This is a genomic window from Bacillus sp. MRMR6 (assembly GCF_001940785.1).
Taxonomy (GTDB): domain Bacteria; phylum Bacillota; class Bacilli; order Bacillales; family Cytobacillaceae; genus Neobacillus.
Genome location: NZ_MSLS01000005.1, coordinates 206,059 through 224,868 on the forward strand (window position 1 = coordinate 206,059; position 18,810 = coordinate 224,868).

Genomic DNA, 18,810 nt, shown 5'->3' on the forward strand with positions numbered 1-18,810 from the left:
AGTATTATCTTTTTGATTTTCCTACATCACATACTTTTCAGGGAGACATACAACAAATGGTCTGAATCCTGCAGTGATAGCAGTTTCCTCATCTGCAAAAAACACTCGGTATTATACTTATCACATTTATTTATTACACGAATCGCAGCTGGACAATTCATTGTTCCGTAGATCTTGCTTTTACGATGCCCTCCATAAGTACTGAGTTATTACTTTCATAGGGTGGTTTAGCAGCTCCAAGCAATTATATATCTTTTAGAATCACTTTACTTAGTAACTTTCCACATTAAACCTATCAACACCCTCTAGCTCTTTATCTTATAATATAATTATACAACATTCCATTTATAGGTTTATCATTGATTTCAAATAAATCTCCTCAAAAAAAAAGTGCCCAGCTAATTAAACTGAACACTTACTAGTTCTTTTTTATTTCTTCAAACTACTTCGATACCGGTGGTCGGGGTCGAATAGTTCCCATAAAAGCTTATATAGTAAGCTTTTATGGGGTTAATGTGTAAAATTTGTGTAAAATGATTGGATGTTTAATCATTGTAAAGTTATTCTAATTATTAATAGTACATCTCTACATAACTATATGATTTATCGAACAATTCTTTATCCTTAATCTTGTATTTCACCCATATTACACTACGCAAAGCTTTCTTAACTTCTTGCTTACCGGTTGTTGTACTTTGCCAATCTGGGAAACGTACAATTTTCACAATATCTTCGATGTCATTTACGATTCTTTCAACGATAATAGGAGTATTCCTATTCTTCACACTATTAAATAGTTCTGTAAGGGCTGCTTTCCCTTTATCAACTTCTTCTTCGGGCACAGTTTCTTTTTCTGCTTCTGCCGCATCCTTTGCAAGTTCAAGAAGTCTTTTTAAGAACTCAACGCTAGTAATTAAGCCTTGCTCATGTCTTTCTCTTATTTCTTCGAGTCTTTCGCCTAATTTAATGAATTTTGGGTCTTTTCCATGTTCTTGAATTCGGGCAACAAGATTAATTTCAATTCTCTTAGCCGCTTTGTTCGGATCCTTGCGCCCTTCAAGAAATTCATCTATAATATCCGCATCCAGACGCAAAATGTCTAAGTCATCATGAACCTTATATACACTTACATTTTCATGTACCAATTCGATTGTTTTTGAACCAAGAGCTGCCCAAATGAGTGCACCTGTACCATTTGTTGGTTTTACCGATTCATAAACTTTGGTGAGCCATAAATAATCGTATTTATATGGAACTAAAAACTGATCTGGAGAAAGTGCATCCCATGCCCGATTGAGTACCCGATAATCTGCTCCAAACTGGTCCTTTTCTTTGTTTGTAGGAAGGCATTCTTGTGCTGCAACAAGCCCCTCCCATCCTTCAACCGTTCGATCAACTCCATAAAAATATTGAAGACACTTTTTCATAAGTTTCGGTAATTCATTTTTGACGTCATCAATATTTGTAATGACCTTTTGAACACTTTTCTCATCAAAATCAAGAGCATTTGCAACATTGTCAAATATGCCAATATAGTCAACAATGAGTCCATGTGTCTTATCAGAACCATATATGCGATTAGTACGGCATATTGCTTGTAAAAGTGTATGATCTTTCATAGGTTTATCTAGATACATGGCTTGTAAAATAGGTGCGTCAAAACCCGTTAAAAGTTTAGACGTAACGATTACAAGTTTAAGCGGACTATCTTTTTCTCGAAAGGTGTCGAGAAGTTTCGCTTCTGCATCACGATCTCGGCGAAATGCTTTGTATTTATCTTCTTTGTCATTATTTGTATCCATGACAATTGTTGTTGCTTCTTCACCTAGTAATTTATCAAGCTCTTTCTTATACAACAAACAGCATTCACGATCGTAACAAACAACTTGTCCTTTAAATCCGCTAGGTTCAATTTTTTCTTTAAAATGTTTGGCAATATGTTTACAGACTTTCTTAATCCTGTCTGGTGATTTCATGACTGCTTCAATCTTAACACGACGAGCGAGTTCACTTTTTTCCTGTTCTGTCAGGTTTTTTGTCAATTCATCAAAAGCTAAATTAACCACCTCTTGATTAATGTGTAAATCGACTGGGACCGCTTCAAAATGTAATGGTAGAGTTGCATTATCCCTAATTGAATCAGAGAATGAATATCGACTCATATAGCCGGATTTATCCTCTTCTGCTCCAAATGTGTAGAAGGTATTCTTGTCAATACGGTTAATCGGCGTACCAGTTAAGCCAAAGAAAAATGCATTCGGTAATGCCATACGCATTTTTTCTCCCAAATTGCCCTCTTGTGTTCGGTGAGCCTCGTCTACCATTAAAATAATGTTATCTCTCTGATTAAGAACACCATCCACTTCACCAAACTTAAATATAGTGGTGATGAGGATTTTTCTCATATCCCCTTTGAAAAAGCTAACCAGATCTTCTTTGCTACTTGCACTCGCTAAATTGGGGATATCAGAAGCATTGAAGGTAGCAGTAATTTGAGTTTCAAGGTCAATTCGATCATCCACAATAGCAACAGTAGGATTTTTCAGTTCTGGAATCATACGAAGTTTTTGTGCCGCAAATACCATAAGAAGTGATTTCCCACTCCCTTGGAAGTGCCAAATAAGACCCTTTTTTGGGTAGCCTGCTTTCACACGTTCAACAATTAGATTTGCCCCTTCAAATTGCTGATAGCGACAAATGATTTTATATTTCCGATACTTCTTGTCCGTAGCAAATATCGTAAAGAATTGGAAAACATCCATGATGATTTCCGGTTTAATCATGGATAGAATACTGCGTTCAACATCAGCAAGTGTGCCTTCAGCCTTATTTTCAGCAGTATGCCATGGGCCCCATAAATTGATCGGCATGCAAACAGAACCGTAACGATAATGCTTTCCTTCGGAGGCAAAATTAAAAACATTTGTCACAAACATTTGGGGAATACTTTTCTCATAGGCAGAAATATCCCCAGCCCCGTCCATCCATGTGATAGCACCTCTAGTAGGTGTTTTCAGCTCACCGATAGCAATTGGGAACCCGTTAATAAGCAATACAATATCCAGTCTCTTCCCGCCATCTTCCTTGGGGAAGACCCATTGATTGGTGACAACATATTCATTAAGAGCCATATTTTCTTTTGTAAGCGTACCAAAGAAACGGATTGGGACCATTCTTCCATCTTTACCAAATGGATATGAATTTTCTTCAAAAACTAACTTTTTGAATAACTCATTTTGGGTAACTAAGTTATGTGGTTGCACAGATAGAATGACCGTACGCAGCTTATAGATCACCTCATCAGCGCGCGTTGGATCCTCAGAAATTTCAGGATTGAGCCGAATAAGTGCCTCCCGGACCATAGGCTCAACCATTACATCAGAATGTTGGCGCGGAAGATCTTCAGCAGGAATGTATTTCCAACCATTGTTACATATTTTTTCAACTAGCATCTTTTCGAAATCGTGTTCAGTAAACATGTTTTCACCTCCGAGATAGATTTATATAAAGGGTTATAAGATACCTTTAACCAACATGTTCTTGCAAAAGAGATTTAATTGTACTTTCAAGGTTAGAGATAGTTTGGTGTAATTGAATTTTTGACTCATTACTTTGATTTACAAAGGAGGCAAATTGCTTTTGTTTATCTAACGGTGGTAATGGAATCCTTAATTTCAATAAACGCTTTTTAGAAATGTTTGGCATAGAGCCAGCAGTACCACTCGCTAGTTCTTTAATATTATTTCGAAACAAATCATGATTAATTAGTTGACATAGAAAAATCCTATTACAAATATCTTTCGTATTTAAGCGAAATATCAAATCTGGCATCATTAATCTCGGTGGTGTATCGTAAACATATGCACACATTCCTACTAAATCATATGTGTTTTTTCGTGTAAATAATAAATCTCCATTTTTAACTTCAACTTTTTCGGAAAATAAATTTTCTTCTGGTAAGGCTTTGTTTTCATCTGGATTAAACACTCCATAAGTAACTGCACTCAGTTTTAACACTGCGGGGTTATTGTTAATTCTACTATGGTTGTCACATCTAAGGCTTTTTCCACTTTCAATGTCATTTAAACAATGTGACAACTCTACCATTTCCCACTTGTGTGGGTTTGTTATAGGATTGCCAAACATCTCTACAAATTGGGCCTTAACAAGATCATCAGTTAATTTTAGTAACTTCTTATATGCTTCCTTAGTTCCTGTTGCTGCCCATAAGAGTTCAGCTAACTTGTCCTGTTCTTTGATATCTGGTAAGTTAAATTCATATCTCTCAAAATCCGACCAGTTTAAGAAAAAGTTAGTTGAGCCTTTTTTGTTTGCTTCCGCAAAGCCCCAAAAATGATCAGTTTGAAAAAGAAAAGGTAAAAAACTTTGTTTTAAAATCGATTCATCCTTAGTTTCACAAACATAGCTAACGTCTGAACAAATACCTTCAAAGTTAACAACACCCGCTTTACGTAAATGGGGGTTTCTTGACATCAATAAAACATGGCCAGGCTTAAAGCGCATATGAAATGCGGGTCCAATTGTGCTTCCTTGAATCCTTCCTTTTTTGAGAATATTAACTTCACCATTATCGAAATGTTCTCCACCGATGTAATACTCTAAATCTGTATTATTTTTGTCTACCTTATCCTTAACTCTTTTAACAACTTCTCCTAAAAGCACCTTATTCATTTTTCTCACCTGTTTCATTTCCAATGTACTCCCTCAACTTCGAATAACTATCTTTATATAAGTGTGAACTTATCATCCATTCACTGATATTGTCAGTAATTGTACCCTCAAAGTCTTCACTCAAAATTGTAGAATTTGCTATATACATCGGTATGCCTAATGAAGAATTATTTAATAAAATCTGTTCTACTGTACCTATTGCTGAAAAACCTTCCATTTCAGAAAAATCACGGTATGTTTCAGCTATTTTTTGAATATGTTCCTCTTCAAGATAGCTTTCTGCATTTTTTCGGGTAACCTCATTTTTTGCATTAATAAATAATACTTTCCCTCTACGTGAAGGTACTTTATTCATACGACAAATAACAATACAGGCTTCCATTGGAGAGTTAAAGAACAAACTCTTACCAATCCCAATAACACATTCAACTAGGTCCTGTTTTACAAGCATTTCTCGCATATCCTTTTCATCATTACGAGATAAAACACCATGAGGGAATAAAATCGCACATCTACCAGTTTCATGATTGAGACTTTTTAATATATGCTGAAAAAACGCATAGTCAGCACGGCCCTGTGGTGGCGTTCCTAGGAAATTACGTCCATACTTATCCGCCGAAAAAGCTTCCCGATCCCACTGTTTAATGGAGTAAGGCGGATTAGCAAGAACCAAATCAAATTGCATCAGTTGACCATTTTCGACAAACGCAGGATCCTTTAATGTATCATCATTTACAATGTTAAAATCTTTTACTCCATGAAGGAATAGGTTCATTCGACCAATAGCAGATGTCAGTGCATTTATTTCCTGCCCATAGACCTTTACATTTCTCCATTCAAGCCCCTTTTGTTTCAAATAAGAAATTGATGATATAAGCATTCCTGCACTACCACATGTCGGATCATAAATACTTTCACCAGATTGTGGTTTAAGCAACTCTGTCATTAGATGTACTACTGTTCGATTCGTATAGAATTCTTGAGCTGTATGGCCACTATCATCCGCAAACTTTTTAATCAAATATTCGTAGCCTTGTCCCAGTTCATCTTCAGGACAGTTTTCCATAGAAAGCGTTTTGGAAGAAAAATGCTCAATTAGATCTTTCAGCAATTCATCGGGCAGACGGTTTTTATTAGTCCAAGCACCATCACCAAAGACACCATGTAATTTTTCAACATTTGCTTTTTCAATTGCACGAAAGGCATTGACAATTGCAACTCCAACATTTTCAGATACAGAGCGGACATCTTTCCAGTGGGATCCTTTTGGAACAATGAATCGATGGTTTTCTTCCCATTCTAGGGCTTCTTCATCCCCGTCATATTCTTTCAAAATCTCTGAACATTCTTCATCATAAACATCACAAATTCGCTTAAAAAACATAAGAGGAAAAATATATTGTTTATATGATCCTGCATCAATATGTGTACGAAGAAGGACTGCAGATTTCCATAGATATGATTTCAGTTCATCAAGTGTAATCCGATTACTCACTGATATATCCTCCTTCCACTAACAATCTTTTAAATTTCTCTTCTGCCTCGATTGCTTCATCTAACGCTAATAAGAATGCATTTTTCACTTCTTTAGGAGAGATAGTTTCCTGTAGAGCTTTTTCGATAAAACTATTAACTGAAAGTGAATAGTCTTTTACCCTAATATCTTCAATAGTAGCTATTTTTACCTTTTCCAATACATCTTCATAATTTTGATAAAGTTCAAATACTTCCTCAACATTTCTTTCTGTCATAATGTTTTGTGCCCGCTGTGCTGTATAGATATTCGAAGCATCGATAAAACAAACCTTAGCTTTATGTTCTGAAGGCTTATTGTTATTTAGTATTAAAATACAAGCTGACACACCTGTACTATAAAATACTCCACTGACAAGAGAAATGACGCACTCTAATTTGTCTGATTCAATCAGTTGCTTCCGTATTTCCCCTTCTCTTCCTCCATGGAACAGTACACCCTGTGGTAGCACAACTGCACATCGACCATTGTTTTTATCCATAGATGTAACCATGTGCTGCAGCCACGCGAAGTCGGCACTGGAATCTGTTGGACTCCCCCATAGGTTCCTTCCATATACATCTGAAGCAAATTGATCTGCTCCCCATTTTTTCAAAGAAAAAGGTGGATTAGCTATTACACAATCAAAAGTTTGTAGTCCACCACGATGAAGGAATACTGGAGAGCGTAGGGTATCCCCTTGTTTTACTTTAAAATCACGAGCCCCGTGCAAAAACAAGTTCATTCTTGCAATGGCGGAAGTAGCAAGATTCTTTTCCTGGCCGTAGATTTTACCATAAGCTCTTCTATCATTATTCATATTACGAATGGCTTCGATTAACATTCCACCAGTACCACAGGCTGGGTCATATACGGACTCCCCTGGTTGCGGATCGAGAATTTTAACCATTAGTTTAACAACCGAACGAGGTGTATAGAATTCACCAGCGTTCTTCTTTGAAAGGTCTGCAAACTTTTTAATTAAGTATTCATAGCTATCACCCATCACATCGGATGAATAATTGTTATTGCCAACTTTGATTTTGGACATATGTTCAATAAGGTCTTTCAAGCGTTCATCTGATAATTTGTTCTTATCAGTCCAATTCGCATCGTCAAAACTAGAAAACACACCAAAGAGCGTGTCTGGGTTGGCACGTTCAATGCCAACCATTGCGTCTACAATTCCTTTTCCAACATTTTCAGATTGTTCACGTACGTCGTTCCAATGACAACCGTCTGGAATAATAAAACTATGGTTTTCTGGGAAAGAAGCATATTCTTCATCTCCACCAGATTCCTCAAGTGCTTTTGCCGTTTCTTCATCATAAACATCTGATAACCGTTTAAAGAACAAAATGGGTGTTACATAGCTTTTATATTCATCTTGGTTAATAGGGCCACGAAGGATATTGCAGCACTCATAAAGGTGGGAGAATAATGTTTGGCTTGATGTCTTATCATTCTTAGCAAAACTCATGTTCAAATCGTCATCAGCCACATCAACAGCTGAGGCGATCATTTCTTCTCTACTTCCGGTGTTTACCTTTTTACCATTTTTAGGTTTTTTGATGGCGACTGACTTGTCTCCATTTATTGTCTCTATCTTTGGAGCATATACATTTTCAAAGTCTATTAGAATTTTCATTAAACGCTCGTCAAGGAAAGTGAGTGCATGTTTCCGAATATCTGTAGGAATGCCATAGTAAGCCTCTGCTACTCCACCTGTTATGGCTGCTAGTGTATCACTGTCGCCACCGATAGAAATAGCATTGCGAATAGCATCCTCAAAACTAATAGACTCAAGAAATGCCATAATCGCTTGAGGTACGGTGTCTTGACAAGTTTCATTAAACTCATATGATTCACGAATACCATCTAGGGTAAAATTCATTGGGTAGTAATGATCATTAATAAAGTCTCTGATCTCAAGTATGTTATTTCCAGTTTTCGCAAGAAAGATCGCAACAGTGGTAGCTTCTGCTCCTTTCATTCCTTCTGCGTGATTGTGAGTGACTTCGGTTACCTTCTTAGATAGTTGTTTTGCTTCTTCTAACGTCGAGGCAGCAAAACCACATGCGCTTACACGCATGGCTGCTCCATTACCAAAGCTATTATACGGTTGAGGATTATCAGAATACATCCATTCGTTAAACATTCCACCATACCCGGAATCGGGGTATGGACGTCCAATTTCTTGCATACAAGACACGGCAAGTTCGTTTAAGTTATGATAATCACCTTTACAGTCAAGAATAGCTTTAGCAATCGCTAAAGACATAATGCTATCGTCAGTCACAAAGCATTTGTATGTTAAAAAATCAAACTCTTTTGTTTTATTATTGTTCCATTCAAACCGCGATCCAACAATATCGCCAATTATTGCTCCTAACATAAATTACACCCCATCTACTTCTTATAAATCCCTTTTACTTATAATCAGTTTAATTATATCACGTATTTTTACTCTATTGGATTCCAAGCCTTGGAAGTTTAATACTCCCATACTTATTAGTATAAATAAAAGACATCTATTAAAAAAAGACTAGGAACCAAAAATGAGTTTTTGGGTTCCTAGCCATCATAATGTATATTTTGTACATACTACTTCTATTGATTTAGCTAAATTCTCTAAATTTTTAAATGGGTCCCTAATTATTTTAATTGCCTTTGAATCCGTATTAACAAGATAAAGATAATAATCTTCCTTTAGTAATTCTGCAGTCTTATATTCATTTTGACTCAGATAAAAATGGTTGTTATTAAAGTATTTCACTTCTATAAACGCATCATGAGTTTGTGATTTAGTATCTTTGAAAGATATAATATCATATCCAGCACTTACATTTGATTTTGAAATTAATTGGACTTTTTCTGCTAATAAATTTTCACACATTTGATTAAATCTATTCTTTTCGTATCCCAAAGCTATCTGTTCTGCTAAATCGCCTAGCTTTTTATTATTCTCAAGTATAGTAAATAATTCAGCTTCAGTAATACCCTTCCTTATGTGCAAATCAACTAGTTGATAGTAATCCTTATTAATAAAGATTAAATCATTTTCCTGTATAGCAATTTCAAGGCTAATCATATCTTCTGTATATTGTAGCATTGACTTTTCGATAGTACTTCTCTCAATACACTTTTCTGTATTCACAAATAAAGAAAACCACTGCTTTGCTAGATTGGTATTAACTTGGATATAAATACCAGTAACAAGACCTTTTTGCTTATCTGATAACTCATATTTATCATTGGTATATTTGGTCATCTGTTCTCCAGTCTCTGTTAAGGCCACCTTACCATTATCAATAATTATAAAATGATACTTCAACATATTAGAAATTATATTGTTATTACTAAAGATTAAGCTATCTTTAAGAACTTTATCTAAATATGGCTCACGAATATCTGAGCCATATTTAGATTTATACCTCCTAACTTCTTGTAATCCCCAGTTGATCTCCTTAAATATCTTCATTAGACAACAACCCCTCTACTCTTTTGGATATGTTGTAATACTGATTCAAAGTCATCATCTTCGTCAAAATCTTTACCATTAAATTCACCAGTTGCTACTGGGACTTCGCTATTTAATATTTGATTCATTTTCGCCTCCTTTAAATTAAGACGCTTATCAATGACTTCGTCAATGGTACCTTCGTTTTCGATAATGTAATATTCAGTTAATATATCTTTCGGAAGTCCTACACGATGAATTCTATCTTTCGATTGCATCCAGTGGGCACAATTAAAACTTCTATCTAAATAAATAGCTGCATGGCATTCTCGATGTAACGATATTGCTTCGGCCATTGTTTGCGGGTTAGCAATTAATACACTAGCCTTTGTTTCTTTAAAGCTTGCAATCTGACCTTCACGTGTTAATTGATCACCAACTTCGTCTGTAGCCTCTTTAGGTATATCACCATATACTTTGAAAGACTTAACACCAGCATTTGTAAAGTACTTATCTAGGTCAATAATGTTTTTTACAAATTCGCTCCAAATTAACACACGTTTACCTTCTTTTAATAGTCTATTAGCAATTTCAATAGCCTTAGTTACTTTTGAAGACAACTCATAATCATAATAATTTTCAATATAATTAGTGAGCGAAACTCCATTATTCTTAAATTCCTTGCCTATATACTCAGTTACATTATTTTTTAATAAAGCTGGGTTTGAGGATATCTGCCTTAAACGAATCATTTTTGCTTTTCTCCACTCCAAATAAATTTGGGCCTCACTGTGACTCATTAAAAGGACTTCCTCACATAATTCTCCTGCGACCATATCGTAGATTTTTTTCTGTACCTGTTCCATATCAACTATTACTTTATTAATTTTATAAGGTGGTAAACCTAAATCATCTTTTGTAACTCTGTGACTTAACGCATTAACGACACTCATCATCTCTCTCTTTCTTGCATCGTTATTAAGTTCTTCCTGAAATCTTTTTCTATTTCCAAGAATATGTTCTCCACTAAATAAAAAGGTGTATTGGCTCCAAAAATCCTTTTCGTTATTTGGTGCAGGAGTACCACTAGCAATTAATCTAACCTTTGCATACTCGGAAATCTTTAAAACAGCATTAGCCCAGGCTGCTTCCCCTGAAAAGCTTTTAACATAGTGGCTCTCGTCAATCACAACCATGAAGTTATCATTCTTTAATAGTCTAATAACCTTGTCTATATCATTACATAATGTTGAATGATTAATGGTAAATAACTCAAATTTACTATGATGTTTATAGCCATAATGTCTATTTGCCCCATTTAATCGGACCACTTTTGGGAAGTAACCGAAGCAACCTTTGTACTCTGTCTCCCACGCTTCAAAAGCATTAATGGGGCAAATTACTAGAAGCTTATTTACGGATTTCTCTACATACTTCCAATGTGAAAAAGTGGCATATATCATTGTTGTTTTACCTGAACCTGGACAAGAAAAGTTTGCACAATGTTTTACGGCTATATTGTGTTTTACTACATTTTCCTGAAAATCCTTTAACTTTCGAGTGAAGAAAGGTAAATTTAATTTTGTTAACGTAGGATTCTGCTTTATTTCTTTTCCTGTATCTATTCGACTTATATCATCTACTATATTTCTTTGGGCTTGCTCTGCCTCAATTAATAAGTCATTTTCACATTGTAAATTGTAGCCTCTTGAATAGAGCCGTTCTTTTAGGGTTATAAGTTTTTCTTTTTTTAATAAATTCATATCTGCGTGATATATTTGTTTTTCTTTATTAAGGATTAAACCAGCATTCCTAAACATACTACCAAATACCCCTTTTGTTATACCTAGATGGTTAGAAGCATCCAGGTATAGCAAATCGTCTATTACATTAATCATTAAGTCGGTCATTAGCTTCATATTGCACCTCCGCAACAAATGTTTTTGTAGCATATTTTAACTGGTCTAATGCTTGAATTAATTTTTCGTAACCATTCTCTTCAAAGTCAAACGTTGAATTTTTCACATTTACCCCCTTAATCTGGCTAATTAGTTTATAGGTTGTTTTTAATATATTGTCATTATCTTTTCGAGCCATAGCTAGAGATTTTGCTATTGACAGATCTGTTACAATATCTTCTTCTGTAGCATCTTCATTATCAAGATTTCGTGTCAATGCCTCTTTTACTCTTTCATCAAATGCAGCATAATACAAAGTATCACGAATATCTCTATGCGCAACCACATTCTCCTTTTTATCTAGATTTAACTCCATTAAGTTACAAAAAACTTGCTCAACTTCAAAAGTATCTTCATCAATCTTTTCGATTTTATTTAGTTCTTTCACAAAATCCTTAAAATGCTCTAACATATTTGAAACTGCACTATATTGTCCTTCGCGTCCGCAGTGTTCTAAAAACATATCAATTTTTTCAATAGTAATTTCCGCATCTCGTATTTCCGCAGCGCTCACACCAAAATCACGTTTCATTTCATTAACTGTTTTGCCTACTTCTAAACCTTTTCTAATCATAAAAAGTCGGTCAATTCCTGTGTATTCTTTCTTAAAATCATCTGCTACCTGTAAACCAAATTCTATTTCAAATAGTTCTTTCCTTGTAAGTGTTGATGGAAGAATTGACACAATCATTGTTCTTTGATTCAACTTTTTCTTCGTTGCAAAACGCCTATTGCCATTAATTAGTTTACCGTCAGGCATAATTAAACCAGCTAGATGTTGCCCTAGTTCTTTCATATTATTCATTAAACGAGTAGTATCAGCTTCATTAGGTAATAACATTTCTATAAAATACTTTTCGTGGGCTGGATTTTTACTATCTAAAATAAATCCTAATTTTGATTCCATCATTTGCTTAGCAGTAAATATTCGACCGTTGGTTTCATTAAAATAAAGCATCTCCACTGGAACYTCATATTTAGGAAGTTCCTGAATCTTACCCAGTATAAGATGTGATTCAGTTCCAACAAATGCATTTTCGTTTTCTGAAATATAACGTGATATCTCATCCTGACGCTCATAATTAATAGTTGTTAACATAATACATTCCACCTTTTCCATTTAATTTTATATACTAACAACTTAGTATTTTTGTTACTAAGTTATAAGCCGTATAAAAATATTGCTTTTTCCCTTGCTTCTCTTCATTTAATTGTATGCATTGTATTTAACAATATTACAAAATTATTAGTAAAACTTTATCTATAATTTAGTATATAGATTACTAAATTTCGTGCCGTAAAAAAATATAGCTTTTTCCTTTGCTTCTCTTCATTTAAGTATATGCACTGTATTTCTTTAACTTAGTATACCAATTACTAAGTCGGCTGTCAATTMAATAATAAAATTATTATTTACAAATGAACGAGTAGAGGCCTCTATTTTTCGAAGCCTCCTATAATCCCTTTATCAACAAAATTATAACTTTTTATTTTGCTCTAYTTAAATTCATTGATTGATTTATACCCATATTTTGATATATCTCTAATAATGTTTCTAATTGTTCTTCTTTAGCTTTTTTCAGTATTTCTAAGTATTTATACTCAGACATCCGGTACTTTTCCCCAATCTTTTTTTGTTCTTCTATAGTATGAAAAGGAATTTTTATTTCATTGAGATCCTTTGCATTGATGTTTTTAATACTAGTTCCAGATTGAATCCCAGTAAGTAAAAACTGTCCAACTGGGCTCTCAAAAAAGGCTTTTAAATAATGTGAATCTGTTTCCTTACCAACACGGATACCAAGGAAATTTTGGGATAGTATTAGTGTTCCAGCATGATTAGGAACTATAGCAACTTTTATATTTGCTCCTCGACTAGATATAATAATATCTCCCTCTTCTACGACATAAGAATCTAAGCCTTTTTGTATATTAATATTACAAGGAATAATCTCATCAGCAAGAACAACCCCATTTTCAACGTCACTTAAATTTATTATTTTGTAAGGTCCTTCTCCTTCTTCAATTTGCTTAGGTGTAAGATTAATCCCTCTATAGATTTTAGCTATATTCCCTAAAGTTTGTAAATTAGGAAGATTTTCAAGTTGTTCTCGATAAACTGTCACTTTTCCAAACTCATCTGTTATAACTTCATCATCTTCTACATAGCGACTACATAATAAATTCGAATTATCAATTTCGGGTAGATTTACAAACTTACTAAACTTCTCATGTTCGGTACCTTTTAGGTAGGCTTCACTAATTTTCTTTATATTTTGATCCTTTAGAACTCGCTTTTTTCTTTCTTCTCCAAATTCATTAACTGCATTAATAAATAGAACCTTATTTTTACGTTGTTGTGGTTTATTCTTATTAATTACCAGAAGGTTTGTTTGAATTGCTGTATACCCAAATAAATTCTCTGGGAGTGCAATTACCGCTTCAATTAAATCTGCTGATAATAAATTTCTTCGAAGCGTTTGTTCTGTAGCCCTAAATAGTACACCATTCGTAACAACTAGTACGCCTCTTCCTTCATTATTTAAAGAAGCTAAAGCATGCTGGATAAACGCAGAGTCCCCGCTACTCTTTTGCACTGGTCCATAAACAAACCTATTGTATGAATCATATTCTAGAAATTCATGTCTACTTAATTTCATTCCAAATGGGTAGTTCATATATACATAATCAAATTTCTTAAGTGAATTCCCATTAGTAAACTGAGGGTTAAGCAGTGTATCACCTAATTCAACCTCTACATTATCAACATCATTTATAAGCAAATTTAATTTAGCTAACGACCATGTTTCCTTGCTTATTTCTTGGCCATATAGATGGAGGTCTAAACCTTTACTTTTCGCAACTCGGTATGCGCACACAAGTGAACCCCCGATGCCTAATGTACCATCATATAGTTCTCCACCTCTTATATTTAAAATTTGAACACCAAGATCATTAACAGTGTTGGGAGTTCGAAAATTCTCATTGAAGTCAAATAAGAAGTCAGATATCGATGACCATTCCTCATCTTTAATTTGCACACTTTCAAGTTCAAATAGAAATTTCAGCAAAACATTACTATTGATTTTTCTAAAGGCCTCATATTGCTCAAATACATCTCTTAAAATATCAACATGTTCTTCAATAGTTTTTAACGTAAAAATTAATGCATCATTAACATCATTCTGACTTCTCAAAATATGTTCAATACTGCAAGAAGCTGGTAAATTAAACTTTTCTCGTTTACTACACAATAATTTTAAAGCAGATAATGTAGCATTTACCTTTCTCATTTCAGTAGGACTCAAAACATTCCTATTTAAATCATTGAAGTTCCAGAATAAATTGTCTAAACTCATAAAAACACCTCGTTTATAATTACTATCAACTTAGTAACTTAATTACTAATTTAAATCGTTTGTAAAAAAGCTATTAAATACTTAATTAGATTATAACTCAACTAAGTAATATGTCAACAACACATTTAGTAATAATGTTACTAAATGTGTTGTTGTTATAAATTCAGCTTTAAAATGTAATAAAAAAGAGCCTGTTCCCCGTTCTCTAATGGCACAGGCTTCAAAGTACAATTGGATTCTTAAGATTAATACCTGATAACATAAGTTTCCTTTAATAAATGAAACTTCAGCCATCCTTGTAGTCATTTGTATACTGTTATCCCCTATTTATAGCTTGATGAAATCAAGTAACATCTATATATTAGTCCTCCATTAATCCAACGTTCCACCAAAACCAGCTATTATATCTTCTCCATTTAAATTAGAAATTGGTTTTGACATTGCTTCGCTAATCAATCCTAATAATGATTTAGCACGCTTTATAAAGAATTCATCAAAGTTATCGTTTCTCAAATCATTTACGTCAATTTTATGAGTTTTAATATAATGATCCAGATTTAAACGATCTACATGATTGCTTTTTTCAATTTTTATAAGATATTCACTTGGTGCATTTCCACCTATGATACGATTTGTTCTTGCGAATAATGGCGTTTTATTTACGATTGAGTTCCATTTGTTTTTATTAAATTGCTTCGCTTCACAATAAGCTCGAGGGAATATATGATGAATATCTGTATTTTCATCTAAATAAACTGTAAAATCCATTGCACTGCCACTAATAAAATCTAGACATCCTTCTTTTAGAATTAATGCCATAACACCCTTATACGCCGCACTTAATCTGGTTTGTAGTGATAATAATCTCGTAGGTTGGAAATACGCTCTTTGTACAGTATCTGGTTCATTTCCACCATTAATCCAATCTATCATTCCACCTACATCATTAGCATACCTAGTTTCATTAGCACCACCATACATTTCACCGAATACTCCACACCAATACCAAGTTGAGATTTTTTCTTTTATGGTACTATCTTGTGCTCTTGTTTTTAAAATTGAGAATATAACAGCCATAGGTATTAACTGTGTACTATATGGTAAATCTCTTGCTGAAAATATTCTCTGTTCTTTTAAAAAGCTGGCTGCTTGAATAAAACCTTCTGTCAGTACATCCGAATATTGCTGATACTCAGATAAAGAAAGTTTTAATACATCTTTTTTCTTACAGCTGATGGCTTCTCCACCATTTATTTTAATGTAAAATCTATGCAGTAATGTTATAGCAGTTAAAAAGTCCGTTGATGACACTACTGACAATATTGCTTCTTTTTGGTTTGAAACTGATAAGGCAGACTTTTCGATTAATTTCTTAAATCGTTTCTCCCAGTCTTTTCTTAATTCAAAATTATCTGCAGCAAAGGTTGCTGTTATTAACTCGAAAACAGTCAACGAGACACCACCCGTATTCACATTTTCAAATACTTGGCAAACTGCCTCCTTAGGGGTATCTTTACTCAAAGTGATAACCGGAACTTTATAACTTTGAATAGGTACCAATATTTCCGCAAAAAATTGTGCATACTTTGCTAAAATAATAGGATCGTAATTGTAGTGTTTTTGATATTCATTCATCCACATTTGAGCTTCAATAGGATCATACACAATATTTAGAGGGAACATATTGTTTTTACATTCATTTTCTCTAGTACTTAAATCAAGCTCGATGTCTCTTCCGAAATTTGAACGAACAATCTTATCCTCAGGTACTGAGATAATTGCATCGACTCGATCAGTTGTACTATTTAAGCAACGTTCAATGTCCAAATAATAAAATCGTTTTATTTCTTTATTTTTATCTGTTCTCGTCAATACCGCCTGTCTAGAGAACAATGCATTAAAGATTGATGTCATTCTTTGTTGTCCATCAAGAACTAATACTTCAGGATTATGTATAGCAGTTGCACCTGTAAAAGGACGATATTTAAAACGAACATTTCCGCCCTCACTATATTCTAAGAACATTAATGCTCCAACTGGATATGAATTTGAGATACTCGCTATTAGAGCTTTAATTCGATTATCATCCCAAACCCAACCTCGTTGGAAATCAGGTAATTGGATTATACCTTTTTCAATAGAACGTAATATTTCAGAAACTGGCGTATCATTGGATTTAAACGTGCTCCCCATGAAAATCCTCCTCTATAACATTTTTGTTTATCAAGCTTCATTTGTGGATTAGCTGTCATAATCTATCTTTGCATAACTCATGTTTTTATTCAATTGTAACCAAACTAATAACTAGAACAGTCATATGTAATGTTAAGACTACCTAGCCACCAAAAAAATGATAATCAGAAATACATAAATTAACTCAAAATAAAAAAATATCCACCCGACGACCGCCTGTGGAAGAGTGAATCGGGTGGATACTACCTATATCCCACAGTGAACGCCTTCACTGCTAACTATATTATAACGGAAAATATTATTTGTGGATATTTTTTACATCAAACATCTGAATGCCCATTTCTGGAAAGCTTCCTGTTATTGTCTTTGTTCCTTAGCCAAATTACAAAATCCTACCCCTTGACCAATTCGACACCTCCCTAACTTTCAATTAATCTCCTTTTATAGAGTTTGCTAACTCTAAATAACAACTAAGAAGGTGAAGCATTTTGAAACACGACAATAAAAGGAACATATTCCCGAAATTTAGAGATGATCTTGATAAGAGAAGTAAAAACGTAGTGTTTAAAAATCTCTCTAGGATTATTGAGGCGGAATATCCCAAACTATATGAGGATGTAGAATATATGATTGATAGAAATATAAGTAAAGAAGCTTTAATTGATAAAGTAAGCCTTCTTGTAAGCATCTATACAGTAAATGAAGAATTTGAAAAGAGATTATTCCATACCATACTAACTCATTTTGAAACCTTCTATGACGAAAATGAAGAACCAAGAATTTAATTTTATTTGATAATTAATTCGTAGGATAAGCTCGTAATTTAGACTATATTCATCACTTTATACCGTATATTACCATTATCATTAAGGTCAGGTATTGTATATAATTTAAGTATATTCATTTCTTTTAATCTTTTATTGTCATTTCTATCATACGATAGGATGTATCGTTGCTGCTATGCAGTAAAACTGGACAAGTTCCTGTATGTAAACCAAGGCTAACCATGCCAAAAATGCAAATGCATGATAGTAAGATATAATCTTAAAAGTCGATAATCAGCCATATAGGCCTGTGTAAAGACTAGTGTAACGTACTCAACGAACTGAGTGTGTTTACCTATGTCCTTATACAGGCCGTTTTTGTTTTTTGAAAAAGAGAGTTTAGCTAATAACCATATTTTCTGGGAGTTAAGAGGATGATAAGACAAGTCATCCTCTTTGTTATACATCGGATCCATAATCTATGAAGACCTTAAATAGATTGACGGATAGTAAGGTTAATGGAATTGCAGGCAGCCATTTAAATTCGAGAGCCGATCGCTTCCTTGGGCGGTTAAAAAAAAGCAGGGATCGTTTTATTGAGTGGTGCACTAAACGATACAATCATGCACTTAGCAGAGACATTAGTCACCTGTTTATTCGGGTTCATATTTGATTTGCTACGTCGATGGAAGATGATAAAAATCAACCACTTGCATTTGCGGGTGTCGACATTCGTACTTAATTACTTACAAATATATAGACTGAGATAGATTTCATAGATTACTAATTTATCAAGGAGTTTCCAAGGTATATACCATGAGTTAGACATGAAATCAGTCATTTTGTCAGTGGGTTAAGTATGCCCTTTTTT

General features: G+C 34.0%; 11 protein-coding genes. 1 reads left to right on the forward strand and 10 read right to left on the reverse strand.

The window, feature by feature from the left end:
- Nucleotides 1-572: 572 nt before the first annotated feature.
- The 10 genes from BTR25_RS08035 to BTR25_RS08080 form a co-directional block, all read right to left on the reverse strand.
- Complete coding sequence (locus tag BTR25_RS08035; protein WP_075687543.1) at nt 573-3,479, reverse strand: type I restriction endonuclease subunit R; 2,907 nt, start codon at nt 3,477-3,479, stop codon at nt 573-575.
- 46 nt (nt 3,480-3,525) lie between these two features.
- Complete coding sequence (locus BTR25_RS08040; protein ID WP_075687544.1) at nt 3,526-4,710, reverse strand: restriction endonuclease subunit S; 1,185 nt, start codon at nt 4,708-4,710, stop codon at nt 3,526-3,528.
- The gene (locus BTR25_RS08045; RefSeq protein ID WP_075687545.1) at nt 4,685-6,187 is read right to left on the reverse strand and encodes a type I restriction-modification system subunit M; all 1,503 of its coding nucleotides are present in this window, start codon (nt 6,185-6,187) and stop codon (nt 4,685-4,687) included. Before BTR25_RS08045 ends, BTR25_RS08040 begins: the two co-directional genes overlap by 26 nt.
- A complete protein-coding gene (locus tag BTR25_RS08050; RefSeq protein WP_075687546.1) occupies nt 6,180-8,600 on the reverse strand; it encodes an N-6 DNA methylase in 2,421 nt (806 codons plus the stop codon). The genes BTR25_RS08045 and BTR25_RS08050 overlap by 8 nt, the downstream gene beginning before the upstream one ends.
- 186 nt (nt 8,601-8,786) lie before the next feature.
- Nucleotides 8,787-9,686, reverse strand: coding sequence for a protein NO VEIN domain-containing protein (locus BTR25_RS08055; RefSeq protein ID WP_075687547.1), 900 nt, complete (start codon nt 9,684-9,686; stop codon nt 8,787-8,789).
- Nucleotides 9,686-11,584: a DEAD/DEAH box helicase gene (locus tag BTR25_RS08060; protein ID WP_075687548.1), complete on the reverse strand. Its 1,899-nt coding sequence runs from the start codon at nt 11,582-11,584 to the stop codon at nt 9,686-9,688. The genes BTR25_RS08055 and BTR25_RS08060 overlap by 1 nt, the downstream gene beginning before the upstream one ends.
- Nucleotides 11,556-12,722 carry a hypothetical protein gene (locus tag BTR25_RS08065; RefSeq protein ID WP_075687549.1) on the reverse strand — a complete coding sequence of 389 codons (1,167 nt, stop codon included), beginning with the start codon at nt 12,720-12,722 and terminating at the stop codon, nt 11,556-11,558. Before BTR25_RS08065 ends, BTR25_RS08060 begins: the two co-directional genes overlap by 29 nt.
- Nucleotides 12,723-13,110: 388 nt before the next feature.
- Nucleotides 13,111-14,982, reverse strand: coding sequence for an N-6 DNA methylase (locus BTR25_RS08070; protein ID WP_075687550.1), 1,872 nt, complete (start codon nt 14,980-14,982; stop codon nt 13,111-13,113).
- 90 nt (nt 14,983-15,072) lie between these two features.
- The gene (locus BTR25_RS08075) at nt 15,073-15,288 is read right to left on the reverse strand and encodes a hypothetical protein (protein WP_075687551.1); all 216 of its coding nucleotides are present in this window, start codon (nt 15,286-15,288) and stop codon (nt 15,073-15,075) included.
- 66 nt (nt 15,289-15,354) lie between these two features.
- The gene (locus BTR25_RS08080) at nt 15,355-17,175 is read right to left on the reverse strand and encodes a GmrSD restriction endonuclease domain-containing protein (RefSeq protein WP_075687552.1); all 1,821 of its coding nucleotides are present in this window, start codon (nt 17,173-17,175) and stop codon (nt 15,355-15,357) included.
- A 626-nt stretch (nt 17,176-17,801) separates the two neighbouring features.
- Between BTR25_RS08080 and BTR25_RS27490 the strand changes: the two genes are divergently transcribed.
- Nucleotides 17,802-17,960 (forward strand): hypothetical protein, encoded by a 159-nt coding sequence (locus BTR25_RS27490; protein ID WP_175596729.1) that lies wholly within the window; start codon nt 17,802-17,804, stop codon nt 17,958-17,960.
- Nucleotides 17,961-18,810: the final 850 nt, after the last annotated feature.

What these genes read in the sequence shown, in the direction of transcription:
- BTR25_RS08035 (WP_075687543.1), bottom strand. Translation starts at nt 3,479, where the DNA reads ATGTTTACTGAACACGATTTCGAAAAGATGCTAGTTGAAAAAATATGT.
- BTR25_RS08040 (WP_075687544.1), bottom strand. Translation starts at nt 4,710, where the DNA reads ATGAAACAGGTGAGAAAAATGAATAAGGTGCTTTTAGGAGAAGTTGTT.
- BTR25_RS08050 (WP_075687546.1), bottom strand. Translation starts at nt 8,600, where the DNA reads ATGTTAGGAGCAATAATTGGCGATATTGTTGGATCGCGGTTTGAATGG.
- BTR25_RS08055 (WP_075687547.1), bottom strand. Translation starts at nt 9,686, where the DNA reads ATGAAGATATTTAAGGAGATCAACTGGGGATTACAAGAAGTTAGGAGG.
- BTR25_RS08060 (WP_075687548.1), bottom strand. Translation starts at nt 11,584, where the DNA reads ATGAAGCTAATGACCGACTTAATGATTAATGTAATAGACGATTTGCTA.
- BTR25_RS08075 (WP_075687551.1), bottom strand. Translation starts at nt 15,288, where the DNA reads ATGACTACAAGGATGGCTGAAGTTTCATTTATTAAAGGAAACTTATGT.
- BTR25_RS08080 (WP_075687552.1), bottom strand. Translation starts at nt 17,175, where the DNA reads ATGGGGAGCACGTTTAAATCCAATGATACGCCAGTTTCTGAAATATTA.
- BTR25_RS27490 (WP_175596729.1), top strand. Translation starts at nt 17,802, where the DNA reads ATGATTGATAGAAATATAAGTAAAGAAGCTTTAATTGATAAAGTAAGC.